The sequence below is a fragment of the Actinomycetospora rhizophila genome (assembly GCF_042657905.1).
In the GTDB taxonomy this organism is placed as follows: Bacteria; Actinomycetota; Actinomycetes; order Mycobacteriales; family Pseudonocardiaceae; genus Actinomycetospora; species Actinomycetospora rhizophila.
In genome coordinates this window covers 66,216-90,631 of the sequence record NZ_JBHSKG010000011.1, presented here as the reverse complement: position 1 = coordinate 90,631, position 24,416 = coordinate 66,216, and the positions used below count along the sequence as shown (strand labels likewise).

The window sequence follows — 24,416 nt, the reverse complement described above, 5'->3', positions numbered from 1 at the left end:
CACGGGTCGCCGACTTCGCCCTCGTTCGACCGAGTGGCGTATCCCCCGGCGCCCGCGCGCGTTCTCCTCGTGGGCAACCGATCGGGGGGACGGGCGTGCGCCGGAGTCTGGGTACCAGGGTGGGGACGGCGGTGGTGGCACCGCTCGCGGCGCTGCTGGTGGCGACGGGGGTACCGGCCGCGGCGGCCGTGCCGACGACCCTGCCGACCTCCCTGCCCGCCCAGGCGCCGCCCCCGTCCGGCGACACCGAGGACGTCGAGCCCGCCGCGCTCCCGGCCGCCGGGGCGACGCCGGCGCAGGTCGAGGAGGAGCGCCTGACGACGCCGAGCCCCTCCCCCGACTCGGGCGGCGCCCGGCAGGCCACGAGCCCCGACCCGCTCAAGCTCGTCGCGGTGACCTGGACCGGTCCGGCGCCGCAGCTCGTCGAGATGCGCAGCCGGCTGGTCACCGGACTGTTCGGGCCGTGGACGCGGGTCGACCCGGTCGACACCGAGCGCGACGGCAAGCGGTCCGCGTCGACGGGCACCGAGCCGGTGTGGGTGGACGACAGCCGGGAGGTGCAGGTCCGCGCGACCACGGACGGGCAGCCGGTGACCCAGCGGGTGGCGCTCACCTCGATCGACCCCGGGACCAGCAGCAACGACGCCCGGATCGCCGCGGCGGCCGTCACGCCGGGCGGCGCGACGGGCAGCCCGAGCAGCCCGGCCGTGGTGACCCGCGCGCAGTGGGGCGCCGACGAGCGGCTGATGACGTGGAAGCCGGAGTACACGCCAACAGTCCGCGCGGTGACCGTGCACCACACGGCGGGCACCAACGCCTACACCGCCGCCGAGTCCGCCGCGATCGTGCGGGGGATCTACACCTACCACGCGCGCACCCAGGGCTGGGGCGACATCGGCTACAACGTGCTCGTCGACCGCTTCGGCACCGTCTTCGAGGGCCGCTCCGGGGGTCTGGCCCGCTCGGTGATCGCGGCGCACGCCGGCGGGTTCAACCGCGAGACCTTCGGCATCGGGATGATGGGCGACTTCACCTCGGTCGCCCCGCCGGCGGCCACCCTCGAGGCGACCGCGCAGCTCGCGGCGTACAAGCTCGGCGGGCTCTACCGCGACCCGGCTGCGAACGTCACCCTCACCAGCACCGGCGGCGGCACCTCCCGCTATCCGGCGGGGCGGGCGGTCTCGCTGCCGACCGTCTTCGCCCATCGCGACGTCGGCGCCACCGAGTGCCCGGGCAACACCGGCGTCCGGTCCATGCCCACGATCCGGTCGCGGACCACGGCGCTGGTCGGCAACCTCGCGAGCTACCCGATCCGGCAGAAGTGGCTGGCGCTGCGCAGCGTGCTCGCGGAGCCCTCGGTGGTCGAGAGCCCCACCGCACGCTCCGCGCGCGTCACCCGGTTCTCCGGCGTTAACGGGGCGGTCTACTGGTCGAGCGCCACCGGCGCCTGGGCGGTCTACGGCACCATCGGGGTCCGCTACGACGCCCTCGGCGCCGCGGGCTCGGTGTTAGGCCTGCCGCGCACCGACGAGAAGGCCACCCCGGACGGCCGCGGGCGCTACAACCAGTTCCAGGCGGGCTCGATCTACTTCTCGCCGTCGACCGGGGCCTGGCCGGTGCGCGGGCCGATCCTCACCCGCTGGGGCCAGCTGGGCTACGAGCGCTCGAGCCTCGGCTACCCGAAGGGCGACCAGCGTGCGGTCACCGGCGGGCAGCGCCAGGACTTCGAGCGCGGCTACCTGCGCCTGAACACGGCCACCGGCGTCGTGACCGTCAACAGCTAGCGGCACGCAGCGCAACGGAGCTGCCGCGCCGGAGGCCGGATACAGCTCTACTCCGGGTGCCCGATCGCCGTCGACGCCGGCACGACCACGTACTGGCGCAGGCACAGGTCGGTGAACACCACCGGGCCGCGCGGGCCGGGCACGTGGTCGACGTTGATGCCGGTCTCGGGCACGCGGCGCAGCTTGACGCCGTCGAGGAGCCGGGTCGTCGCGTTCCAGAAGGCGCCGGTGCCGGCGTAGGCGTCGAGGAACGCGCGCGCCGCGGCCTCGTCGGCGGTGGCGATCGCCGCCGCCAGGCCCGAGGTCTCGCGGTTGGCGATCGCCGCGGCGTCGGCGGGGCCCTCGGCCGGCGCGATGGTCACGGTGGCCTCGTGGCCGTCGTCGAGCGCCCATTCGTGCCCGAGCGCGTGGTCGTGCGGGGGCAGCGAGGCGCGCAGCCCGTGCCCCTCGAGCAGCTCGACCAGCCCGGGCACGACCTCGTCCCACCGGTGGCGCTCGACGAGCAGGAGGTTGAGCCGGTTGCAGACGCCGAGCCGGTCGATCGAGGACGTGACCATGGTCCGCGTGAGGTCGGGCGGGGCGGCGCGGTCGATGTAGAGCACGCCGCCGCCGTCGGCGTGGGCAAGGGTCCGCACGCCGTGCTGGGCGGCCTCGAGGCCCAGCGAGCGGGTGGTGTCGCCGGAACCGCGCAGGATGACCAGCGGGATCAGCGCGGGGCGGCGCACGAGCTCGACGGCACACTCGCGGCGCGGGTCGCTGACCAGCACGACCGCGTCGGGGTCGAGGCCGGCGCCGGCGAGGGCGGGCGCGACGACGGTCTCCATCAGCGCGACGGCCGACGCGAGCGCGGCGCCCCCGGTGCGCAGGACCCCCGCGTTGCGCGACTTCACCAGCTGCGACGCGACGTCGACGACCACGTTCGGGCGGGCCTCGAAGTTGGCGCCGATCACCCCGACCGGTCGCCGGCGCTCGATCAGCCGCAGGCCGTCGGGACGCTCCTCGAGCACCGTGTCGATCGCGGGCGTGGGCACGTCGGCGAGCTCGCGCAGCGTCCCGGCCATCGCGTCGAGGCGCGGCCGGTCGAGGCGCAGCCGGTCGACGAGCGCGGCGGTGGTGCCGGCCCGCTCGGCCGTCTCGACGTCGGCGAGGTTGGCGGTGAGCACCGTGTCCGCGGCCTCGGTGAGCAGCCGGGCCATGCCCCGCAGCGCCTCGGCGACCTCGTGGTCGTTGGCGGCCGCCATCCGCGGGGCCGCCGCCGCGGCTCGGCGCCCGCAGTCGGTGACGATCGCCGCGGGGTCCGTGGCGACGGAGGGTGCGGTGGTCACGGAGAGGTCACCTCGGCGGAGTCGGGGGTGGGGACCGTCGGGACGACGGGGACGAGGTCGTCGGCGTGCACCACCTCGCGGCGCAGCTCGGCGGGGAGGTCGTCGCTGGAGCGCCCGGAGATCTCGGGGAGCTCCTCGGCGTCGAAGGCCACGACGCCGCGGGCCACGACCTCGCCGTGCGGGTCGACGAGGTCGACGACGTCGCCGGCCTCGAAGTCGCCGTCGGACCCGGTGATCCCGGCCGCGAGCAGGGAGCGGCGGCGCCCGACCACGGCGCGCACCGCACCGTCGTCGAGGTGCAGCCGGCCGCGGGTGCCCGCCATGTGGCGCAGCCAGAAGCGGCGTGCGGACAGGCGCGGGCCGTGGGGCGCGAAGACCGTGCCCACCCCGGCGCCGTCGAGTGCGGCCGCGGCGTCGGCGGCCGCGGCCACCAGCACCGGGACGCCCGCGCCGCTGGCGAGGTCGGCCGCCGCGAGCTTGGAGGCCATGCCGCCGGTGCCCAGCGAGGACGGCTTCCCGACGCGGACGCCGGCGAGGTCGGCGCCCCCGGTGATCTCGCGGACGAGGGTCGCGCCCGGCGAGCGCGGGTCGGCGTCGTAGAGGCCGTCGACGTCGGAGAGCAGCACCAGGGCGTCGGCGGAGATCACGTGCGCGACGAGCGCGGCGAGCCGGTCGTTGTCGCCGAACCGGATCTCGTCGGTGGCCACGGTGTCGTTCTCGTTGACCACCGGCACCACCCCGAGCCCCAGCAGGCGCTCGAAGGTGCGCTGCGCGTTGCGGTAGGGCTGGCGGCGCACCACGTCGTGCGAGGTCAGCAGCACCTGGCCGACCGTGCGGCCGTGGCGGGCGAACGCCTCGGCGTAGGCGTGGGTGAGGTGCAGCTGCCCGACGCCCGCCGCGGCCTGCTGGGTCGCGAGGTCGCGGGGCCGGCGCGGGAGCCCCAGCGGACGCAGCCCCGCCGCGATCGCGCCCGACGACACGAGCACCACCTGGGTGGCGGCCGCCCGCGCGGCGACGGCGTCGACCAGCGCGTCGAGGCGGGCGACGTCGAGGCCGCCGTCGACGCTGGTCAGCGACGTCGAGCCGACCTTGACGACGAGCCGGCGCGCGCCGGCCACGGCCTCGCGCGCGCTCACCGGGGGTCGTCCTCGTAGTCCTCGTGCCACGGCGTGATGCCGAGCTCGAAGTCGCTCTGGTGGCGGCGGCGCTCGTCGCGGGCGGCCCGGCGGTCGGTGGCCGACGGGCGGTCGACCCGCTCGGCGCCCTCGAGACGGGGGTCGGTGCCGCGGTTGCCGCGCATCGCCGCGACGCCGGCCGGGGTCGAGGGCTCCCAGTCGAAGGTGTGGATGCCGATCGTCACCATGTCCCCCGGGCGCGCGCCGGCCTCGGCGAGGGCCTCCTCGACGCCGAGGCGAGCGAGGCGGTCGGCGAGGTAGCCGACGGCCTCGTCGTTGGCGAAGTCGGTCTGGCGCACCCACCGCTCGGGCTTCTCGCCCTTGACCAGGAACCCTTCTTCGGGGTCCGGCTCGACGGTGAAGCCGGTGTCGTCGACGGCGGTGGGCCGCAGCACGACGCGCGGCGCGGCCGAGGGCACCGCGGCGGCGCGGGCGTCGTCGACGGCGGCGGCCATCGTGTAGGCGAGCTTGTCCAGCCCGGCGTGGCTCGCCGTGGAGATCTCGACCACGGGCCAGCCGAACGCGGCCACGTCGTCGCGGACCATCTCCGCGAGGTCGGCGGCGTCCGGTACGTCGATCTTGTTGAGGGCGACGATCCGGGGTCGCGCGGCGAGGTCGGTGCCGAGCGCGGGGGTGTAGGCGGCGAGCTCGTGCTCGAGGGCGCGGATGTCGGAGACCGGGTCGCGGTCGGGCTCGAACGTCGCGCAGTCGACGACGTGCACGAGCACCGAGCAGCGCTCGATGTGGCGCAGGAAGTCGAGCCCGAGGCCCTTGCCGCTGCTCGCTCCCGGGATGAGCCCCGGGACGTCGGCGACCGTGAAGGTGCTCCCGCCCGCCGAGACGACGCCGAGGTTGGGCGCGAGCGTGGTGAAGGGGTAGTCGGCGATCTTCGGCTTGGCGGCGCTCAGCGCGCTGACCAGGGAGGACTTGCCGGCGCTGGGGTACCCGACGAGCCCGACGTCGGCCATCGAGCGCAGCTCGAGCACCAGGTCGCGCGACTCCCCCTCCTCGCCGAGCAGCGCGAACCCGGGCGCCTTGCGCGACGGGCCGGCGAGCGCGGCGTTGCCGAGACCGCCCCGCCCGCCGCGCACGGCGACGAAGCGCGTGCCGAGGCCGGTGAGGTCGCCGAGCACCTCGCCGTCGGTGTCGAGGACGACGGTGCCCTCGGGGACGGCGAGCTCGATGTCGTCGGCGTTGGCGCCGTTGCGGAAGCTGCCCATGCCCGGCTTGCCGTTGCCGGCCGTCGCGTGCGGGCGGTGGTGGAAGTCGAGCAGGGTGTGCACGCCGGGGTCGACGACGAGCACGACGTCGCCGCCGCGCCCGCCGTTGCCGCCGTCGGGGCCGCCGAGCGGGACGAACTTCTCGCGGCGGATCGAGGCGCAGCCGTGGCCGCCGCTGCCCGCCGTGACGTGGAGAGTCACGTGGTCGACGAAGCGGGCCATCGCTCGGCGTGTCCTTCCGGGGTGTGTCGTGTCAGCGGCGTGGCGTCGCTGTCATCCAGTGTCCGTAACGCCACGCGCTCGCTGGCGTGGCGGGGGTGGAACGAACGAAAGGGGTGGGTCCGCGTCCCGGACCCACCCCTGACGGTACTGCGCGTTATCAGGCGGAGACGGTCTCCTCCGCCGGGAGGACGCCGACGGTCTTGCGACCGCGCTTCGACCCGAAGGTCACGGCGCCCGGGACCAGGGCGAACAGCGTGTCGTCGCCGCCGCGGCCGACACCGACGCCCGGGTGGAACTTGGTGCCGCGCTGGCGGACGAGGATCTCGCCGGCCTTCACGACCTGACCACCGAAGCGCTTGACCCCGAGCCGCTGGGCGTTGGAGTCGCGACCGTTGCGGGAGCTGGACGCACCCTTCTTGTGAGCCATGGTGCTCCCCCTTACTTCGAGATGTTCGTGACCTCGAGGCGGCTGTAGCGCTGGCGGTGGCCGACGCGCCGCTTGTACCCGGTCTTGTTCTTGTACTTCAGGATCTTGATCTTCGGGCCCTTGGTGTCACCGACGATGCTGCCGGTGATGGAGACCTTCTCGAGGTCGGACGCCGAGCTGAGCACGGTGCTGCCGTCGACGACCAGGACGGGCTGCAGGTCGACACTGTCACCGTCGAGGAGCTCCACGTCGATGACGTCGCCGACCGCGACCTTGTACTGCTTGCCGCCGGTCTTCACGATCGCGTACATCTTCCGCGTGGACTCCTGTCTGCGAGGGCTTCCGGCTCCGGCGCGCGGCTCGTGCGGTGCGAGCCCGGCGCGCTGGCGCCGCGGGTGACGACCCGGCGGGCACCGATCTCCTAGGGTACCTGCCCCCGTGGTGCGGGTCCGACCCCGGGGGCCGACCCGCACCACGGTGGGTCGGTAACGGTCAGTCGGTCGGCGGTCCCGCCGGGCGCGAGGCCGCGCGACGGCGGCCCCGACGGGCGGTACCGCTGCCGGTGGGGGCGGCGGCCGGCTCCGGGGTGGCCGCGGCCTCCTCGGTGGCGTCCGGGGCGCTCCCCGCGGGCGTCACCAGGGCCTCGTCGCGGCCGTGGCCCCTGCCGTTGCCATTGCCGTTGGCGGCCCCGATGGCGCCGGTGATGCGCGGCGCCGGCGGGGTCTCCGCGGCGGAGTCCGTGTCCGGCCCCGTGCCGTTGCCGCCGGGGACGTGCTCGGCGAGGTCGGCCTCGAGCGCGACCTCGGCCTGGACGGCCTGGTGGATCGTCTCCTCGACCGACTCGACGCTCTCGACCGACCCGTCCGCCGTCTCGTCCGCAATCTCGGCGCTGTCCTGCTCCGCGCCGCTCGCCGCGGCGAGGCCCGCCTCGAGCTCCACCTCGGCCTCGTCCGCCTCGACGACGGTCTCGGCCACGACGGCCTCGGTGTCCGTCTCGGTCTCGGTCCCGGTCTCGGTCTCGGTCTCGGTCTCGGCCGGGGTTCCGGTGTCCGCGCCCGCCGTGGCGTCGAGGGCCTCGGACTCCGCGTCCTCGCTGTCCTCGTCGCCCGAGGGCACGAGGCCGCTGGCCGCCGCGACCGTCGCGGGCGAGCCGCCGTCGGAGCGCTCCGCCCGTCGGCCGCGCCGTCCGCGCCGTCCCGAGCCCTCCTTCGGCTCCTTCGCGTCCTTGGACTCCTTCGTGTCCTTGGACCCGCCGCCGTTGCCGGTGGACGACCCGTCGGAGCCCATGACGGGCTCGGTCGAGACGATGACGCCGCGGCCGCGGCAGTGCTCGCACGTGGTGGAGAACTCGTCGAGCAGGCCCTGCCCGACGCGCTTGCGCGTCATCTGCACCAGGCCCAGCGAGGTGACCTCGGAGACCTGGTGACGGGTGCGGTCGCGCCCGAGGCACTCGGTGAGGCGCCGCAGCACGAGGTCGCGGTTCGACTCCAGGACCATGTCGATGAAGTCGATGACGATCATGCCGCCGATGTCGCGCAGCCGGAGCTGGCGGACGATCTCCTCGGCGGCCTCGAGGTTGTTGCGGGTGACCGTCTCCTCGAGGTTGCCGCCGGAGCCGGTGAACTTGCCGGTGTTGACGTCGACGACGGTCATCGCCTCGGTCCGGTCGATCACCAGCGTGCCGCCCGAGGGCAGCCAGACCTTGCGGTCGAGCGCCTTGATCAGCTGCTCGTCGATGCGGTGCGCGGCGAACACGTCCTCGGGTCCGGTGTGGCGGGTCAGGCGCCCGGCGAGCTCGGGGGCGACGTGCGCGACGTAGTCCTCGAGGGTCTCCCAGGCCCGCTCGCCGGAGACGACGAGCGAGGAGAAGTCCTCGTTGAACATGTCGCGGACGACGCGGATGAGGAGGTCGGGCTCCTCGTAGACCAGCGTCGGGCCCTTGGCGCCCTTCGCGCCGGCGGCCGACGACTCGATGGTCTCCCACTGCGCGGTGAGCCGGCGGACGTCGCGCTCGAGGTCTTCCTCGCTGACGCCCTCGGCGGCCGTGCGGATGATGACGCCCGACTCGTCGGGGACGATCCGCTTGAGGATCTCCTTGAGCCGCTTGCGCTCGGTGTCGGGCAGCTTGCGACTGATGCCGGTGGCGCCGCCCGCCGGCACGAACACGAGGAAGCGCCCGGGCAGGCTGATCTGCGTGGTCAGGCGCGCGCCCTTGTGGCCGACCGGGTCCTTGGTGACCTGCACGAGCACCTGGTCGCCGGTCGAGAGCGCCTGCTCGATCTTGCGCTGCTTGCCCTCGAGGCCCGACGCGTCCCAGTTGACCTCGCCGGCGTAGAGGACGGCGTTGCGCCCGCGGCCGATGTCGACGAACGCGGCCTCCATCGACGGGAGCACGTTCTGCACCCGGCCGAGGTAGACGTTGCCGACCATCGAGTTCTGGCCCTCGCCGGCGACGAAGTGCTCGACGAGCACGCCGTCCTCGAGCACCCCGATCTGGCTGCGGCCGGCCTGCTGGCGCACCACCATCGTGCGCTCGACGGCCTCGCGCCGGGCCAGGAACTCCGACTCCGACAGGATCGCGGGCCGGCGGCGACCGGACTCGCGCCCGTCGCGGCGGCGCTGGCGCTTGGCCTCGAGGCGCGTGGAGCCCTTGACCCCGCGCACCTCGTCGTTCGAGGACCTGCCGCCCTCGGGGCGCTCGACGCGGTCGCGGACGTGGGTGACGGTGTCCGGCGGGTCGTCGCCGTCCCCGGAGGAGTCGGAGCCGCCCTCGCCCTCGGAGGAGCGCCGACGACGCCGGCGCCGGCGCCGCGAACCGCTCGAGGAGCCGTCGTCGCCCTCGGCGCCGTCGTCGGACTCGCCGTCGGTGTCGCCGTCGGACTCGCCGCCGGAGTCCGTGTCGCCGGACTGCCCCGTGTCGGACTCGCCGGAGTCGTCGGTGTCGTCCGACGACTCGCCGTCGCCCGACTCGGCGTCGTCGCTGCCGCCCCGGCCGCGCCCGCGTCCCCGCCGTCCCCGGCGGCGACGCCGGCGGCCGTTGTCGTCGTCGTCGGACCCGTCGTCGGCCGCGTCGCCGCCGGTCGTGTCGGACCCGGACGAGGTGTCGGCCGAGGTGTCGGCGCCGGTCGCGTCGTCGGACGGGCCCGTCGCGGCCGCGGACTCCTCGGCCGCGGGGGCGGGCTCGCCGGTGGTCTCGGTCTCGGTGGCCTCGCCCGGGGTCACGACGCCGGTGGAGCGGCTGCCGCGACGGCGGCGGGTGCGCGTCGGGACGGCCTCGGTGTCGGACCCCGCCGAGTCGGGCGCGAGGAACATCGGCGCCGCGAAGGCCGGTGCGGCGGCCCGCGACGGCGGGGTGACGTCGGTCGTGGCGTCACCGGTGTCGAGAACGGTGGCAGTCGCGGTGTCAGCTGCGGTGTCGGCTGCGGGGTCGGGCAGCACCAGGGCGTCCGCCGCCTCCGCGGGCGCCTCGCCGAGCACGTCCGCCGTGCTCGGGGCGGCCGCCGGCGCGCCGGGGGTCGGGAACAGGTCCTCGACCACCTGGCTCACGACGCCGCGGTCGACGCTGGACTGCGCGCTGCGCGCCCCGACGCCGAGCCGGGCCAGCACGGCCAGCAGCTCGCGGCTGGACGTGCCCACGACGCGGGCGAGCGCGTGCACCCTCACCTTGTCCGGGAGCGCTGCCAGGGCCGCGTCGTCGGGTCGTCCGGGTGCGACGGAACCCCCCGCGGCGGCTGAGCCGCCGGAGGGGGTGTCGTTGTCGGTCATCCATCTCCTCCGCCCCCGGGCGCGACACGGGTGTCGCGGCCACACGGGGACCTCGCGTGGTCTCGCCTGGGCGGCCGTCGGGGACGGTCGCCGACTGCGGCACGACCGACGGATCGGGTGGCCGTCTCGTCGTGCGGTGCGGCGACGCGACCAGCACCGAGGCCGACCGGGCCCGTCCGGGGGACTACGCGGGGGTGGCCGCGCGGTCCGCCGCGAGCGGATCGATCAGCTCTCCGCGCTCGTCGAGCCGTCCCTGGGCCCACCGGGTGGCCCTGACGGGCTCCGGGAACTCGAGGCCGGCGACGGCACGGAGGGCACTGCACACGTCGTCGGGTCGTGCGGCCGGCGTGGTGTGCCGTACGACCGCCGTCAGTCTCCCACACGTCGCCGCTCGTGCACGGTCCTCCCGGTCCGGGCTCGCCGGTTCGTCCGTCCGGGTGATCGAAAGACGCAGTTCGGCCACCGCCGCTCGCACGTCCAGCGGCTTCGGTCCGTTCTTGGTGACACGCTCCACCGACACCTCCGGGGCGGCGAGGAACGCCTCGACGGCCCGCGCGAGCTCGTCGTCGGGCACGCCGGGGGTCTCGATCTCCCAGCGGCTCGCGTCGATCCGGTCGGCGAGCGCGCCGGGGCCGGCGAGCACCACCTCGACCACGGCGATCCCCTCGGGCAGGACCGCGTCCACCTCGCGGGCGACGACCTCGGGGTCGAGCTGCTCGGTGACCCCGATCTCGACGTACTCGGCCTCGCTCGCCGCGCCCGTCGGGGCGGCGCCGATCCACGAGAGCCGCGGGTGCGGGCTGAACCCGTGCGAGAGCGACACCGGCACCCCGGCGCGGCGCAACGTCCACTCCATGGTGCGCGCGACGTCACGGTGCGAGCTGAAGCGGGCGCGCCCCCGCTTGGCGAAGCGCATCCGCAGCTTCGCCACCGTCGGCGCGGACGGGTGCGCCGCCTCGCCGGGCTTCGTCCTGGCCATTCAGCCTGCGCCTCCCCCGGTCGTCAGGACCATCATCTCGTCGCCGGCCGGGCTGAAGCCCGCGGCGCGGTAGAACGCCGCCCCCGACGCCGACGGGCGCAGCACCAGCCGGACCAGCCCGCGCTCGCGGGCGTGGCTCACCGCCGCGCCGAGGAGCTTGCGGGGCACGCCGCGCGGGGCGGCGCCGAGCGCGACGAGGCTGCCGACGTAGCCCCAGCGCTCCCCCGCCCGCCCGGGCGCCGGCATCGCGGCGACCTCGGCGACGTCGAGGGACCCGACGGCCTCCCAGCCCGCCGTGTGGCGGGCCTCCGCGACCCACACGACGTGGTGCGAGAGCTCGGCGCGCCACCACGTCGCGAACCCGTGCTCGAAGCCGGGGTCGGCCCCGGGCGCGATCCGGCCCCGCTGCTCGACCCAGGCCCGGCGCAGCGCGGCGACGGCGTCGCCGTCCGTGGTGCCGGCCCGGCGGACACGCACCTCGGTGTCGGGGACCTCGGCCGCGCTCACGGACGGTCGGCGGCGAACGCGGGGTTGCGGACCGGGGTCGACGTGCGGTGGTCGACGGGCGTGATCGGCAGCGACGGCCGCCCGGGAGGGGCCATCTGGATCTCGGTGCCCATCGTCGGGCAGACGCCGCAGTCGAAGCACGGCGTCCAGCGGCAGTCGTCCTGCTCCTCGGCGGCGAGCGCGTCCTGCCAGTCGTCCCACAGCCACCCGCGGTCGAGCCCGGAGTCGAGGTGGTCCCAGGGCAGGATCTCGTGCTCGTCGCGCTCGCGGGTCGTGAACCAGTCGACGTCGACGCCCTCAAGCTCCGCCGCGGCCGCCGCCATCCACCGGTCGAACGAGAAGTGCTCGCTCCAGCCGTCGAACTGCTGCCCGTCGCGCCACGCCCGCTCGATGACCCGGCCGATGCGGCGGTCACCCCGGCTGAGCAGGCCCTCGACCAGGCTGGGCTGCCCGTCGTGGTAGCGCAGGCCGACGTTGCGGCCCAGTGAGCGGTCGCTGTTGATGGCCTCGCGGAGCTTGCGCAGCCGGTCGTCCACCACGTCGGGCGGGGTCTGCGCGGCCCACTGGAACGGGGTGTGCGGCTTGGGCACGAAGGCGCCGATCGACACCGTCGTGCGGACGTCCCCGCGGCCCGCGGCCCTGCGACCGGCGCGGATGACCTCGTGGGCCATCGACGCGATCTGCAGCACGTCCTCGTCGGTCTCGGTGGGCAGACCGCACATGAAGTACAGCTTGACCTGCCGCCACCCGTGCTCGTAGGCGGTGGAGACGGTCTTGATGAGCTCCTCCTCGGAGACCATCTTGTTGATCACCTTGCGGAGGCGCTCCGACCCGCCCTCAGGGGCGAACGTCAGCCCGGAGCGGCGGCCGGACCGCGTCAGCTCCTCGGCCAGCGTCACGTTGAAGGCGTCGACGCGGGTGGACGGCAGGCTCAGGCCGGTGCCGGTGCCCTCGTAGCGGTCGGCGAGCGAGGTCGCGATCTCCCCGATGCCGGAGTGGTCGGCGCTGGAGAGCGAGAGCAGGCCGACCTCGTGGTAGCCCGAGTTCTTCAGGCCCTCCTCGACCATCTCCCCCACGCCCTGCGGCGAGCGCTCCCGCACCGGCCGGGTGATCATCCCGGCCTGGCAGAAGCGGCAGCCCCGGGTGCAGCCGCGGAAGATCTCGACGCTCATCCGCTCGTGGACGGTCTCGGCCATCGGGACCAGCGGCTTCTTCGGGTAGGGCCAGTCGTCGAGGTCGCTGGTGGTGCGCTTGTGGACCCGCGCGGGGGCGGCGTCGCTGGTCGGGGTCACCGCCGCGATGGCGCCGTCGTCGCCGTAGGAGACCTCGTAGAGCCCGGGGACGTAGACGCCGGGCACCGCGGCGAGCCGCTCGAGGGTCTGTCGTCGCGTCAGCCCCGAGGCCTTGGCCTCCTTGACGACGTCGGTGATGTCGCCGACGACCTCCTCGCCGTCGCCCAGGGCCACGAGGTCGACGAAGTCGGCGATCGGCTCGGGGTTGAACGCGGCGTGCCCGCCGGCGAGCACCAGGGGGTGCTCGGTGGTCCGCTCGGCGCTGCGCAGCGGGACGCCCGCGAGGTCGAGGACCGAGAGCAGGTTCGTGTACCCGAGCTCGGTGGCGAAGCTGACGCCGAGCACGTCGAACGCGCCCACCGGACGGTGCCCGTCGACGGTGAACTGCGGGACCCCGTGCTCGCGCATGAGCTCGGCGAGGTCCGGCCACACGGCGTAGGTGCGCTCGGCGAGCGCGTCGGGGCGCTCGTTGAGGACCTCGTAGAGGATCATCAGGCCCTGGTTGGGCAGGCCGACCTCGTACGCGTCGGGGTAGCAGAGCGCCCAGTGGACCGGCACCGACTCCCACGGCTTGGTCCCCGCGTTGCGCTCGCCGCCGACGTACTGGACGGGCTTGCGGACCCGGGGCAGCAGCGGCTCCAGGCGTTCGAACACGGACTCGACCACGGGACCCAGGGTAACGATCGAGGGCCTCCGGCCTCGTGAGTGGTTCGGGTCGCCGGGGCGACCCGAACCACTCACGTGGCGTCAGCCATCAGCCGAACCAGAGCTTGATCTCGCGCTCGGCGGACTCCGGCGAGTCGGAGCCGTGGACGATGTTCGAACCGGTCTCGAGGGCCAGGTCGCCGCGGATCGATCCGGGCACCGCCTTCTCGACCGGGTCGGTGCCGCCCGCGATCTGGCGGAAGGCGGCGATGGCGCGCGGGCCCTCGACGACCATCGCGGCCACCGGGGCCGAGGTGATGAACGAGATGAGCTCCTCGTAGAAGCCCTTGCCCTCGTGCTCGGCGTAGTGCTGCGACGCGAGGTCGCGGTCGACGGTCTTCAGCTCCAGCGACACGAGACGCAGACCCTTGCGCTCGATGCGCGAGACGACCTCGCCGATCAGACCCCGCTCGACGCCGTCGGGCTTGACCAGCACCAGGGTGCGCTCACTCACGTCGTTCGTTTCCCCTCTTCGTGGACCGCCTGTCGGCGCCGAGGGTAACGAGCGTCGTCAGCCGCCCTGCTCGGCCCATTGCTACTCGGGTCCGGCTCCGCTGCGCTCCGCGAACAGTCGCTGGCGCCGCAGCACCTCGTGGCGCATCCACAGCATCAGCGCCCAGACGAGGCAGAAGACGAGCCCCAGCACGCCGAGCGACGGCGACACGACCCAGCCCAGCAGCATGAGCACCTGCAGGCCCAGGGCCAGCGGCAGGCCCCACGGCCGCGAGAAGGTCGCGATCGCGACGATCATGCCGACGGTCAGCACGACCACCCAGGCGATCTTCGCCGGCGTCAGGCCACCCTCGACCTTGTCCATCACCAGCAGCCCGAGCGGCACGATGACGACCTCGAGCGAGAGGCACGCGCTGGCCGGGCCGCGGAACGCCTTCTTCGCCGCGGCACCACCGTCGGGAGCGGTCACTGCGGCTCCCTCCCCAGCAGCGTGCGGGCCTCGCCCGCGGCCACCACCGAGCCGACGACGAGCACGCCGGCACCCGCGACCGGGGTCTCCGGGTCGTCGGTCTCCTCGGCCAGCCCGATCGCCGTCTCCAGCGCCGCGTCCATCCGCGTCTCGACGACGACCCGGTCGGCGCCGAAGAACCCGACCGCGAGGCTGCCGAGCTCGTCGGCGTCCATCGCGCGGGGCGAGGAGACGGCGGTGACGACGACCTCGTCGAGCACCGGCTCGAGGGCGGTGAGAATGCCCTCGGCGTCCTTGTCGCGCATGACGGCGAGGACCCCGACGAGGCGGCGGAACGAGAACTCCTCGCGGACCGCGGCCGCGGCCGCCCGCGCCCCGTGGGGGTTGTGGGCGGCGTCGACGACGACGGTCGGCGCCGAGCGCAGCCGCTCCAGGCGCCCGGGCACCCGCACCGAGGCGAACGCGTCGCGCACGGCGGCGATGTCGAGCTTGCGCGACGCCCCCGCCCCGAAGAACGCCTCGACGGTCGCGAGCGCCAGCGCGGCGTTCTTGGCCTGGTGCTCGCCGAAGAGCGGCAGGTAGATGTCGTCGTACTCGCCGCCGAGCCCCTGCAGGCGCAGCTGCTGACCGCCGACGGCGACCTCGCGGGCGAGCACCCCGAACTCCATCCCGGAGCGGGCGACCTCGGCGTCCATCGCCACCGCGCGCTCGAGCAGCACCTTGGCCGCCTCGGGCGCCTGCTCGGCCATCAGCGCCACCGCGCCCTGCTTGATGACGCCGGCCTTCTCCGCGGCGATCCCGCCGAGCTCCGGGCCCAGGTAGTTCACGTGGTCGATGTCGATCGGCGTGATCGCGGCGACGACGGCGTCGGCGACGTTGGTGGCGTCCCAGCTCCCGCCCAGCCCGACCTCGAGGACGGCGACGTCGACGGGCGCGTCGGCGAACGCGGCGAACGCCATGCCGGTGAGCACCTCGAACTTCGAGAGCTTCGGGCCGTCACCCTGGGCCCGGTCGACGATCCCGAGGAACGGGGCGATCTCCTGGTAGACCTCGACGTAGCGGCGCGCGCTGATCGGGACGCCGTCGATCGCGATCCGCTCGGTGGCCCGCTGCAGGTGGGGGCTCGTGTAGCGCCCGGTGCGCGGCCCGATGCGGGTGAGCAGCGCGTCGATCATGCGGGTGACCGAGCTCTTGCCGTTGGTGCCCGCGACGTGGATCGCCGGGTACGAGCGTTGCGGGTCGCCGAGCACCTCGACGAGCGCGCGGATGCGCTCGAGCGAGGGCTCGATGCGGGTCTCGGGCCAGCGCTGGTCGAGCTCGGCCTCGACGGCGCGCAGCGCGGCGAGCGCCTCGGCGTCGTCCGGCTCCCGGTCGGGCCGGTCGTCGATGGGCCCGGTGGTGACGCCCTGGCTCAGCGCGTCGGCGAGCGCTCCCCCGCCCGGGCCGGAGCCGGAGTCGTCGGCGCCCCCGGCCATGGCCAGGAGCTGGGCGAGCTCGTCGGCGTCCGCGTCGCCGGACGCGTCCTGGTCGGCGGACAGGGAGCCCCATCGGTCGTCGCTGGTCATCACCCTCGATGCTACGGCCGGTCGTCTCCCCGGGCCCGCGCCGCCAGCCGGTCGGCGAGGCCCTGGGCGAGCTCGGGCTCCCCCGGCCCCGACCCGGCCGCCCGCCCCTAGAAGAGCGCGCCGACGTTCTGCAGGAGCGACCACACCCCGTAGAGGAACGGGATCACCACCCACAGCCACACGACGACGGTCAGGACGGTGCGGCCGACCGGCGCGCCGGTCCCGCTGCCGTCGCCGGCCTGGTTGCTGGTCGGACTGCTCATCGCGATGCTCCCTGCCTGCGCTGCTCGGCGGCGACCGACCCCTCGGGCGCGGCACGCTCCTCGTCACTGACGTAGTGCTTCGGGTCGATCGGACGGATCAGCTCGTTGGCCACGAAGCCGATGACCAGCAGCCCGATCATGATCGAGAACGAGACCGTGTACTTGGACGGCCCGGCCACGTCGCCCTGGGCCTCGACCACCGCGTTGACGATCAGCGGACCGAGCACGCCGGCCGCCGACCACGCGGTGAGCAGCCGGCCGTGGATGGCGCCGACCTGGTAGGTGCCGAAGAGGTCCTTGAGGTAGGCGGGGACGGTGGCGAACCCGGCGCCGTAGAACGACAGGATCAGCATCGAGGCGATCAGGAAGATCACCTTGTTGCCCTCGCCGAGCAGCAGGATCACGAGGTAGAGCAGCGCCCCGACCCCGAGGTACATGCGGTAGATGTTCTTGCGGCCCACGACGTCGGACGTCGACGACCAGACGAACCGGCCGAGCATGTTCGCGAGCGACAGGATCGACACGAACGCCCCGGCCGCGGCGGCGATCACCGGCGCCGGGCCCGTGGTGGCGAAGAAGTCCTGGTAGATGGGCTGCGCCTTCTCGAGGATGCCGATCCCCGCGGTGACGTTGAAGCAGAGCACGACCCAGAGCAGCCAGAACTGCGGGAGCTTGATGGCGGTCGCGGCCGAGACGGCGGGACCGGAGCCCGTCGAGCCGGGCGAGGCCTGCGGCGGGTTCGGGGGCTGCCAGTCGTCGGCGGGGACGCGGACCAGCAGCCACCCGACCGACATGAAGATCGCGTACCCGATGCCCATGACGAGGAAGGTCTGCGACAGCCCCGCGGGGCTGGTGCCGAAGCCGGCCAGGAGCTGCTTCTCGATGGGCTGGGCGATGAGCGCGCCGCCGCCGAAGCCCATGATGGCGATGCCGGTCGCCATGCCGGGCCGGTCGGCGAACCACTTGATCAGCGTCGAGACCGGCGAGATGTAGCCGATGCCCAGGCCGATGCCGCCGACGAAGCCGTAGCCGACGACGACCAGCCAGTACTGGCCGATGGCGATGCCGCCCGCGGAGATGACGAACCCGGCCGAGAAGCAGACGGTGGACACGAACATCGCCCAGCGCGGCCCGCGCCGCTCGACCATCGTCCCGCCGAAGGCCGCGGAGAGCCCGAGCATCACGATCGCGAGCTGGAACGGCAGCGCCGTCGCGGTGCCCGAGAGCCCCAGGCCCTGCCCCAGACCGGTCTTGAGCACGCTCCACGCGTACGCCTGGCCGATGGCGAGGTGCACCGCCAGCGCGGCCGGGGGAACGAGCCAGCGACTCCACCCTGGTGGTGCCACGATGGAGGAGCGATCGAAGAAACCCGCCATGGATGGCTCCTTAACGCCGACACGTCCGGTGGCGGGCAACTACCCGGTCGGACGATGGGTCACACACCGACCACACAGAGCAACAACGACAGGACGACCACGGAGGCGGTCATGGGACGCGTGACGGTGAAGCGTCCGGTGCTGCGCATCGTCGACGGCGAGATGCGCCGCCGTCCGGACACGCTGGCCGCCGAGGAGCCGCTGGAGATCCGGGTCGCCGGCCGCCCGCTGGCGGTGACGATGCGCACCCCGGGCCACGACGTCGAGCTCGCGCACGGCTTCCTGCTCACCGAGGGCGTCATCGGCGACCGCGAGGACGTGTCGACGGCGCGCTACTGCGACTCGGTCGACGACCACGGCCGCAACACCTACAACGTGCTCGACGTCGCCCTCGCCCCCGGCGTGGCGCCGCCCGACGACTCCGTCGAGCGCCGCTTCTACACGACCTCGTCGTGCGGGGTGTGCGGCAAGGCCTCGCTCGACGCGGTCCGCACGAAGACGCGCTTCGCCCCCGGCGACGACCCGGTGACGCTGACCCCCGAGCTCCTCGCCGGGCTGCCCGACGCCCTGCGCGCGGCGCAGGCCGTCTTCGACAGCACCGGCGGGCTGCACGGCGCGGGCCTCTTCCGCGCCGACGGCACGCTGCTCGTCGCCCGCGAGGACGTCGGGCGGCACAACGCCGTGGACAAGGTCCTCGGCCACGCCCTGCTCGAGGGCGCGATCCCGGCCGCGGGCACGATCCTCATGGTGTCGGGGCGCGCGTCGTTCGAGCTGACCCAGAAGGCCGTGATGGCCGGGGTGCCGGTGCTCGCCGCGGTGTCCGCGCCGTCGTCGCTGGCGGTCGAGATGGCCCGCGAGAGCGGGATGACGCTGGTCGGCTTCCTGCGCGGGCACTCGATGAACGTCTACGCCGGGTCGCAGCGCATCGTCGCCGAGGATGCTCCCCTGGTCGGGGCGGACGGCCCGTAGCACCGGCCGCGGCCCGTACGGTGACCCCGGCGTCCCCGTCCGTGCCCTCGAGATCCGAGGAGGAGGTCCCGGCCGTGCCCGCCCGACCGACCCGCCGCCAGTTCCTGGTCGGCTCCGCCGGCGCCCTCGGGGTCGCCGGGGCCGTCGGGCTCGGCGGGGTGCTCGTCGGCCAGGACGACCCCGCGCCGCCGCCGCAGCGCATCCCCGACCCGCCGCGCCGCGCCGCGCCGACCGACGCCGTCGGCACCCTCGAGTGGGTCGACTCCGTCGCGCGGGGACGCCGCGTGCGCCTCGTCACCGTGCTGCCGCCGGGCGCCGACCGCGCCCGGCTGCCCGTCTGCGTCGCCCTGCACGGGCTCAAGGGCAACGCCCAGTGGTGGAACGAGGCGGGCAACCGCAGCCTGCTCGGCGACGCCTGGGCCCGCGGGGTGCCACCGTTCGCCGTGGTCGGCGTCGACGGCGGCGACAACTACTGGCACCCCTACGCGTCGGGCGATGACCCGCTGGCGATGCTGCTCGACGAGATGCCCGTCTGGCTGCGCGAGCGCGGCCTCGCCACGGCGCCGGCGGCGGGCGACCTCCCCGGCGAGCCGGCCATGGTCACCGGCGTCTCGATGGGCGGGGCGGGCGCGCTGCTCTACACCCGCGAGCGGATGCGGCGGCGCCGCCCGCTGCGCGCGGTGGCGGCGATCAGCCCGGGGCTGTTCACCGACTGGCGGGTCGCGTCCCGGCGCCCGTTCACGGGTCGCGCCGACTGGGAGGCCAACGACCCGATGCGCTTCTTCCCCGAGATCATTCCGGTGCCCGCGGGCATCTGGTGCGGCGACCGCGACCCGTTCGTCGACGCCACGCGCCGCTACATCGCGCTCGCGCGCCCCGAGGTCGGCGCGATCAGCCCGGGACGCCACGACGGCGTCTACTACGCCAAGGTGATGCCGGACGTCGCCGGCTTCCTCGGCCGTCACTCACGCGACGAGCCGTTGCGCTCCGGGGGCCGCCGGGCGGGCTGAGCCCGGCCCGGCGCACCCGGAGCCCGACCTCAGGCCGACTTGTCGCGGCGCTCCCGGCGCGAGGGCTGGCGCGGGACGATCGTCGGGTTGACGTTGTCCTTCACCGTCTGCTCGGTGACCACGACCTTGGCGACGTCGTCACGACCCGGGATGTCGTACATCACCGGGTTGAGGACCTCTTCCATGATCGCGCGCAGACCGCGGGCACCGGTGCCGCGCAGGATCGCGAGGTCGGCGATGGCCTCGAGCGCCTCGGGGGCGAACTCGAGCTCGACGCCGTCCATCTCGAACAGCTTCTGGTACTGCTTCACCAGCGCGTTCCGCGGCTCGGTGAGGATCTGCACGAGGCTCGGCTGGTCGAGGTTCGACACCGAGGCGACGATCGGCACGCGGCCGATGAACTCGGGGATCAGCCCGAACTTGATGAGGTCCTCGGGCAGCGTGTCGCCGAACGACTCGGCCGACTCCATCTCGGCCTTCGACCGGATGTCGGCGCCGAAGCCCAGACCGCCCTTGCCGACGCGCTCGGCGATGATCTTCTCGAGCCCGGCGAACGCCCCCGCCACGATGAACAGCACGTTCGTCGTGTCGATCTGGATGAACTCCTGGTGCGGGTGCTTGCGCCCGCCCTGGGGCGGCACCGACGCCGTGGTGCCCTCGAGGATCTTCAGGAGGGCCTGCTGCACGCCCTCGCCGGAGACGTCGCGCGTGATGGAGGGGTTCTCCGACTTCCGCGCGATCTTGTCGACCTCGTCGATGTAGATGATGCCGGTCTCGGCGCGCTTGACGTCGTAGTCGGCGGCCTGGATCAGCTTCAGCAGGATGTTCTCGACGTCCTCGCCGACGTACCCGGCCTCGGTGAGCGCCGTGGCGTCCGCGATCGCGAAGGGGACGTTGAGCAGCTTCGCGAGCGTCTGCGCGAGGTAGGTCTTGCCGCAGCCCGTGGGGCCCAGCATGAGGATGTTGGACTTCGCCAGCTCGACGACGTCCTCGTTGCGGCTGCCCTCGCGGTTCTTCTCGCCGGCCTGGACACGCTTGTAGTGGTTGTAGACCGCCACCGACAGCGTCTTCTTGGTGTCGTCCTGGCCGATCACGTACTGATCGAGGAACTCGTGGATCTCGGTGGGCTTGGGGAGCTCGTCGAGCTTGACCTCACCGGCCTCGGCGAGCTCCTCCTCGATGATCTCGTTGCACAGGTCGATGCACTCATCGCAGATGTACACACCGGGACCGGCGATGAGCTTCTTGACCTGCTTCTGGCTCTTCCCGCAGAAGGAGCACTTCAGCAGGTCACCGCCGTCGCCGATGCGTGCCATCGCAGCAGACCTCGTGTCCCCTCCGGCGCACCGCGGTCGGTGCGCTCGTTCGTGGTTGACCGTACCTGCCCACCCGGTCGGACGGGGAGGTTCGCGCCCAGCGGATCGTGCAGGTCGCGAGCCCGCGACGCCGTCTCCTGCCCGGGCACGTCGGTGCTCCCGCGACGGGCGGTCGGCCCGCTGCGCCGGGTGCGCCGACATCCGTCCGGAGCCTCCCCCGGACCACCGCGCGTCGGCGGCGGCCCGGGAGCGGGACCGGTCGGATCAGCGGTTGGCGGAGAGCTTGCGGCTCGCCACCACGTCGTCGATGAGGCCGTACTCCTTGGCCTCCGGCGCGGTCAGGATCTTGTCGCGCTCGACGTCCGCACGGATCTGCTCGGCGGACCGGGTGGTGTGCGTCGCGAGCGTCTCCTCCATGAGGCGGCGCATGCGCGAGATCTCGGCGGCCTGGATCTCCAGGTCCGACGCCTGGCCGTAGAAGCCCTCGGTGGCGGGCTGGTGGATCATCACGCGGGCGTTCGGCACCGCGAGGCGCTTGCCCGGCGCGCCGGCGGCGAGGATGACCGCGGCGGCCGACGCGGCCTGGCCGAGGCACACCGTCGCGATGTCGGGGCGCACGTACTGCATCGTGTCGTAGATCGCCATCAGCGCGGTGAACGAGCCACCGGGCGAGTTGATGTACATCGTGATGTCGCGGTCCGGGTCGTTCGACTCCAGGAACAGCAGCTGCGCCATCACGTCGTTCGCCGACGCGTCGTCGATCTGCACCCCGAGGAAGATGATCCTTTCCTCGAAGAGCTTGTTGTAGGGGTTGGACTCCTTGACGCCGTAGCTCGTGCGCTCGACGAAGGAGGGAAGGATGTAGCGCGCGTTCGGCGAGGCCGGAGCCGTGCCGCCGGGCACGTGGAGCTCACTCATCTGCTCTGTCTCCTGTCTCAGGAACCGGACCCGTTGCCGTTGCTGCTGGGCTGATCGGAGGAGCGCGTCACGACGTGGTCGATGAAGCCGTACTCGAGGGCCTCGTACGGGTCGAACCAGCGGTCGCGGTCGGAGTCCTCGGTGATCCGCTCGAACGTCTGGCCCGTGTGCTCGGCGATGAGCTCGGCGAGCTGGCGCTTGAGCTTCTTCATGGACGCGGCGCGGATCGTGATGTCCGATTCCGTGCCGCCGAGGCCGCCGGAGGGCTGGTGCATCATGATCTGCGCGTGCGGCAGCGCCAGGCGCTTGCCCCGGGCCCCCGCGGAGAGCAGGAACTGCCCCATCGAGGCGGCGAGGCCCATCGCGACCGTGGAGACGTCGGGCTCGATCCACTCCATGGTGTCGTAGATCGCCATGCCCGCCGACACCGAGCCGCCGGGCGAGTTGATGTAGAGCGTGATGTCGCTCTTCGGGTCCTCGGCGGAGAGCAGGAGCAGCTGCGCCGAGATCTGGTTCGCGATGGTGTCGTTGACCTCCTGACCCAGGACGACGATGCGCTCCCGCAGGAGGCGCTCGTAGACCGAGTCGTTCAGCGTCATCGATCCCCCGGCGGAGCGCATGACCGCCCCGGCCGGGATGGAGAGGTGCTGGCTCACCTGTGTCCCTGCTTTCTCTGCTGAGGTGATCGGTCTGGCGTCGGTCGGGCCCACCGACCTCGACAGTAACCACCGGGACGGGCCGGACAGTCCGTCGACGGGCCGTGTTCGCTCCTGGCCGATGGATCGGCCAGGAGCGCGGGCCGGGTGCGCCGGATGGGTCAGGCGCGGGACGTGGAGTCGGGCGCGCCGACGACCTCGGTGTCGGCGGTCGCGTCCGCCTCGACCTGCGAGCTCGGCGAGGCGGGGTCGCTGGCGTCGGTGTCGGCGTCGGCGACCTGGGCGGCGTCGTCCGTGGGACCGGCGGCGGCGTCGGCGCCCTCGGCGGTGGCGTCCTCGGTCGCGTCGGTGGCCTCGTCGACCGTCTCGCCCTCGACCTCACCGGCGGTGCCGAAGAGCTCGGAGAGATCGACGTCGCTGCCGCCGGGGCCTGTGATCGTCGCGGACTGCACGACGGTGGCGAGCGCCTTGCCGCGCCGGACGTCGGCGAAGATCGCGCCGAGCTGGTTGGCCTGCTGCGCCTGCTGGATGTACTCCTCGGGGCTCACCCCGAAGCGCTGGGCCTGCATCATGATGCGTTCCATGAGTTCCTGCTGCTCGACCTGCACGTTCGCCTCGTCGGCGATCTTGTCCAGGAGCAGCTGGGTCTTCACGGCCTGCTCGGCGCTGGTGCGCAGCTCGGTGTCGAACTCCTCGCGGGTCTGGCCCTGGGACTCGACGTACTCGGTGAGCCGCGCCTCGTCGTGGTCGAACTCGTGGACGGCCTCGTGGGCGCGGACCTCGACCTCGGACTGCACGACCGACTCGGGCAGCGGCACGTCGGCCGCCTCGAGCAGGGCCTCGAGCACGCGGTCGCGCGCCTGGCTGCCCTGCTCCATCTTCTTGACGCGCGCGTAGCGGGTGCGCAGGTCGTCCTTGAGCTCGTCGAGGGTGTCGAACTCGCTCGCGAGCTGGGCGAACTCGTCGTCGGCCTCGGGGAGCTGGCGCTCCTTGACCGTCTGCACCGAGACGGTGACCTCGGCGTCCTTGCCGGCGTGGTCGCCGGCCACGAGCTTCGTCGTGAACTGCTTGGTCTCGCCGGCAGACATGCCCTCGAGCGCCTCGTCGAGGCCCTCGATGAGCTGGCCGGAGCCGACCTCGTGCGACATCCCGCTGGTCTGCGCCTCCTCGACGGCCTCGCCGTCGACGGTGGCGGACAGGTCGATGACGACGAAGTCGCCGTTCCGGACCGCGCGGTCGACGCCGGTGAGCGTGCCGAAGCGCGCCTGCAGCCCCGTGAGCTGCTCGTCGACGTCGTCGTCGGTGACCTCGGCGTCGTCGACCTCCACGGCGATCGAGGTGTAGTCCGGCACCGTGATCTCGGGCCGGATGTCGACCTCGGCCGTGAAGGCGAGCTTGTCGCCGTCCTCGATCTCGGTGACCTCGATGTCGGGCTGGCCCAGCGGCTGGACCTCGGCCTCGGTGACGGCCTCGCCGTACTTGGCGGGCACGGCCTCGTTGACGACCTCCTCGAGGACGACGCCGCGGCCCAGGCGCTGGTCGAGGATGCGGGCGGGCGCCTTCCCGGGGCGGAACCCCGGGATGCGCACCTGCTGCGCGATCTTCTTGTAGGCCTTGTCGAAGTTGGGCTTGAGCTCGTCGAAGGGCACCTCGACGGCGAGTTTGACGCGCGTCGGCGACAGGTGCTCGACGGTGGACTTCACTGGTCGTCTCTCCTCGGGGCAGGGCCATCGTGCGCTCGTGCGGTGACCTGCCCGCAACCCCAGGGCGTACGGGCGGATCGGTCCGAGGCGTGACGCGGGAGGCCGTCCCCACCGCTCACGGTCGAGGAGCACCGGAGAGCCGGTGCCTGTACCTGCTGACGCGCCCGCCCGGGCGTGGCGGCGAGTCTAGACGTGACCCCCGACCGCTCGCCGTGGCGCCCGCCCGGACCGGGCACGACGGCGCGTCGGGACCACCCGTCCGCGGGCGGTCGGCGGGCTGTCGCGGGGAGGCGGGCCCACCGCCGACCTCGCCGTGA

General features: G+C 73.7%; 21 protein-coding genes. 3 read left to right on the top strand and 18 right to left on the bottom strand.

The features are described 5' to 3' along the window. Positions 1 to 131 precede the first annotated feature (131 nt). The gene (locus tag ACFPK1_RS20165; RefSeq protein ID WP_378022728.1) at positions 132 to 1,784 is read left to right on the top strand and encodes an N-acetylmuramoyl-L-alanine amidase; all 1,653 of its coding nucleotides are present in this window, start codon (positions 132 to 134) and stop codon (positions 1,782 to 1,784) included. Between the two features lie 47 nt (positions 1,785 to 1,831). Here ACFPK1_RS20165 and ACFPK1_RS20160 read toward each other — a convergent pair whose 3' ends face one another. The 14 genes from ACFPK1_RS20160 to ACFPK1_RS20095 all read right to left on the bottom strand — a co-directional run bounded on the left by ACFPK1_RS20160 (position 1,832) and on the right by ACFPK1_RS20095 (position 17,527). Beyond that, complete coding sequence (locus ACFPK1_RS20160) at positions 1,832 to 3,109, bottom strand: aldehyde dehydrogenase family protein (protein WP_378022727.1); 1,278 nt, start codon at positions 3,107 to 3,109, stop codon at positions 1,832 to 1,834. Continuing rightward, entirely contained in the window at positions 3,106 to 4,245 is a 1,140-nt protein-coding gene (gene proB, locus ACFPK1_RS20155; RefSeq protein ID WP_378022726.1) for a glutamate 5-kinase, read from the bottom strand. Before proB ends, ACFPK1_RS20160 begins: the two co-directional genes overlap by 4 nt. Next, on the bottom strand, positions 4,242 to 5,726 hold the full coding sequence (gene obgE, locus ACFPK1_RS20150; protein ID WP_378022725.1) for a GTPase ObgE: 1,485 nt from the start codon (positions 5,724 to 5,726) through the stop codon (positions 4,242 to 4,244). The genes proB and obgE overlap by 4 nt, the downstream gene beginning before the upstream one ends. Positions 5,727 to 5,883: 157 nt before the next feature. Then, on the bottom strand, positions 5,884 to 6,153 hold the full coding sequence (rpmA, locus tag ACFPK1_RS20145; RefSeq protein ID WP_378022724.1) for a 50S ribosomal protein L27: 270 nt from the start codon (positions 6,151 to 6,153) through the stop codon (positions 5,884 to 5,886). A gap of 11 nt (positions 6,154 to 6,164) precedes the next feature. After that, positions 6,165 to 6,464 (bottom strand): 50S ribosomal protein L21, encoded by a 300-nt coding sequence (rplU, locus tag ACFPK1_RS20140; RefSeq protein ID WP_378022723.1) that lies wholly within the window; start codon positions 6,462 to 6,464, stop codon positions 6,165 to 6,167. Positions 6,465 to 6,645: 181 nt separating this feature from the next. After that, a complete protein-coding gene (locus tag ACFPK1_RS20135) occupies positions 6,646 to 9,810 on the bottom strand; it encodes an Rne/Rng family ribonuclease (RefSeq protein WP_378022722.1) in 3,165 nt (1,054 codons plus the stop codon). 292 nt (positions 9,811 to 10,102) lie between these two features. Then, positions 10,103 to 10,897 (bottom strand): TIGR03936 family radical SAM-associated protein, encoded by a 795-nt coding sequence (locus ACFPK1_RS20130; RefSeq protein WP_378022721.1) that lies wholly within the window; start codon positions 10,895 to 10,897, stop codon positions 10,103 to 10,105. Next, complete coding sequence (locus tag ACFPK1_RS20125; protein WP_378022720.1) at positions 10,898 to 11,404, bottom strand: GNAT family N-acetyltransferase; 507 nt, start codon at positions 11,402 to 11,404, stop codon at positions 10,898 to 10,900. Then, positions 11,401 to 13,362 (bottom strand): TIGR03960 family B12-binding radical SAM protein, encoded by a 1,962-nt coding sequence (locus ACFPK1_RS20120; RefSeq protein ID WP_378022719.1) that lies wholly within the window; start codon positions 13,360 to 13,362, stop codon positions 11,401 to 11,403. Before ACFPK1_RS20120 ends, ACFPK1_RS20125 begins: the two co-directional genes overlap by 4 nt. An 88-nt stretch (positions 13,363 to 13,450) precedes the next feature. Next, positions 13,451 to 13,855, bottom strand: coding sequence for a nucleoside-diphosphate kinase (gene ndk / locus ACFPK1_RS20115; RefSeq protein ID WP_337702197.1), 405 nt, complete (start codon positions 13,853 to 13,855; stop codon positions 13,451 to 13,453). An 81-nt stretch (positions 13,856 to 13,936) separates the two neighbouring features. Next, positions 13,937 to 14,323 carry a DUF4233 domain-containing protein gene (locus ACFPK1_RS20110; protein ID WP_378022718.1) on the bottom strand — a complete coding sequence of 129 codons (387 nt, stop codon included), beginning with the start codon at positions 14,321 to 14,323 and terminating at the stop codon, positions 13,937 to 13,939. Then, positions 14,320 to 15,888 carry a bifunctional tetrahydrofolate synthase/dihydrofolate synthase gene (gene folC, locus ACFPK1_RS20105; RefSeq protein ID WP_378022717.1) on the bottom strand — a complete coding sequence of 523 codons (1,569 nt, stop codon included), beginning with the start codon at positions 15,886 to 15,888 and terminating at the stop codon, positions 14,320 to 14,322. The genes ACFPK1_RS20110 and folC overlap by 4 nt, the downstream gene beginning before the upstream one ends. A 107-nt stretch (positions 15,889 to 15,995) precedes the next feature. Continuing rightward, positions 15,996 to 16,151 carry an MFS transporter small subunit gene (locus tag ACFPK1_RS20100; protein WP_378022716.1) on the bottom strand — a complete coding sequence of 52 codons (156 nt, stop codon included), beginning with the start codon at positions 16,149 to 16,151 and terminating at the stop codon, positions 15,996 to 15,998. Continuing rightward, positions 16,148 to 17,527, bottom strand: coding sequence for an OFA family MFS transporter (locus tag ACFPK1_RS20095; RefSeq protein WP_378022715.1), 1,380 nt, complete (start codon positions 17,525 to 17,527; stop codon positions 16,148 to 16,150). The genes ACFPK1_RS20100 and ACFPK1_RS20095 overlap by 4 nt, the downstream gene beginning before the upstream one ends. A 111-nt stretch (positions 17,528 to 17,638) precedes the next feature. Between ACFPK1_RS20095 and fdhD the strand changes: the two genes are divergently transcribed. Beyond that, on the top strand, positions 17,639 to 18,496 hold the full coding sequence (gene fdhD / locus ACFPK1_RS20090) for a formate dehydrogenase accessory sulfurtransferase FdhD (RefSeq protein WP_378022714.1): 858 nt from the start codon (positions 17,639 to 17,641) through the stop codon (positions 18,494 to 18,496). Between the two features lie 74 nt (positions 18,497 to 18,570). Next, positions 18,571 to 19,506 carry an alpha/beta hydrolase gene (locus ACFPK1_RS20085; protein ID WP_378022713.1) on the top strand — a complete coding sequence of 312 codons (936 nt, stop codon included), beginning with the start codon at positions 18,571 to 18,573 and terminating at the stop codon, positions 19,504 to 19,506. Positions 19,507 to 19,535: 29 nt separating this feature from the next. On the opposite strand, the gene clpX is transcribed toward ACFPK1_RS20085, so the two are convergent. From clpX to tig, 4 genes are all read right to left on the bottom strand, one after another. Then, a complete protein-coding gene (gene clpX / locus ACFPK1_RS20080) occupies positions 19,536 to 20,822 on the bottom strand; it encodes an ATP-dependent Clp protease ATP-binding subunit ClpX (RefSeq protein ID WP_378022712.1) in 1,287 nt (428 codons plus the stop codon). A 264-nt stretch (positions 20,823 to 21,086) separates the two neighbouring features. Continuing rightward, complete coding sequence (locus ACFPK1_RS20075) at positions 21,087 to 21,740, bottom strand: ATP-dependent Clp protease proteolytic subunit (protein ID WP_378022711.1); 654 nt, start codon at positions 21,738 to 21,740, stop codon at positions 21,087 to 21,089. A 17-nt stretch (positions 21,741 to 21,757) separates the two neighbouring features. Next, positions 21,758 to 22,360 (bottom strand): ATP-dependent Clp protease proteolytic subunit, encoded by a 603-nt coding sequence (locus ACFPK1_RS20070; protein ID WP_378022844.1) that lies wholly within the window; start codon positions 22,358 to 22,360, stop codon positions 21,758 to 21,760. A 197-nt stretch (positions 22,361 to 22,557) separates the two neighbouring features. Beyond that, positions 22,558 to 24,099: a trigger factor gene (tig, locus tag ACFPK1_RS20065; RefSeq protein ID WP_378022710.1), complete on the bottom strand. Its 1,542-nt coding sequence runs from the start codon at positions 24,097 to 24,099 to the stop codon at positions 22,558 to 22,560. Positions 24,100 to 24,416: the final 317 nt, after the last annotated feature.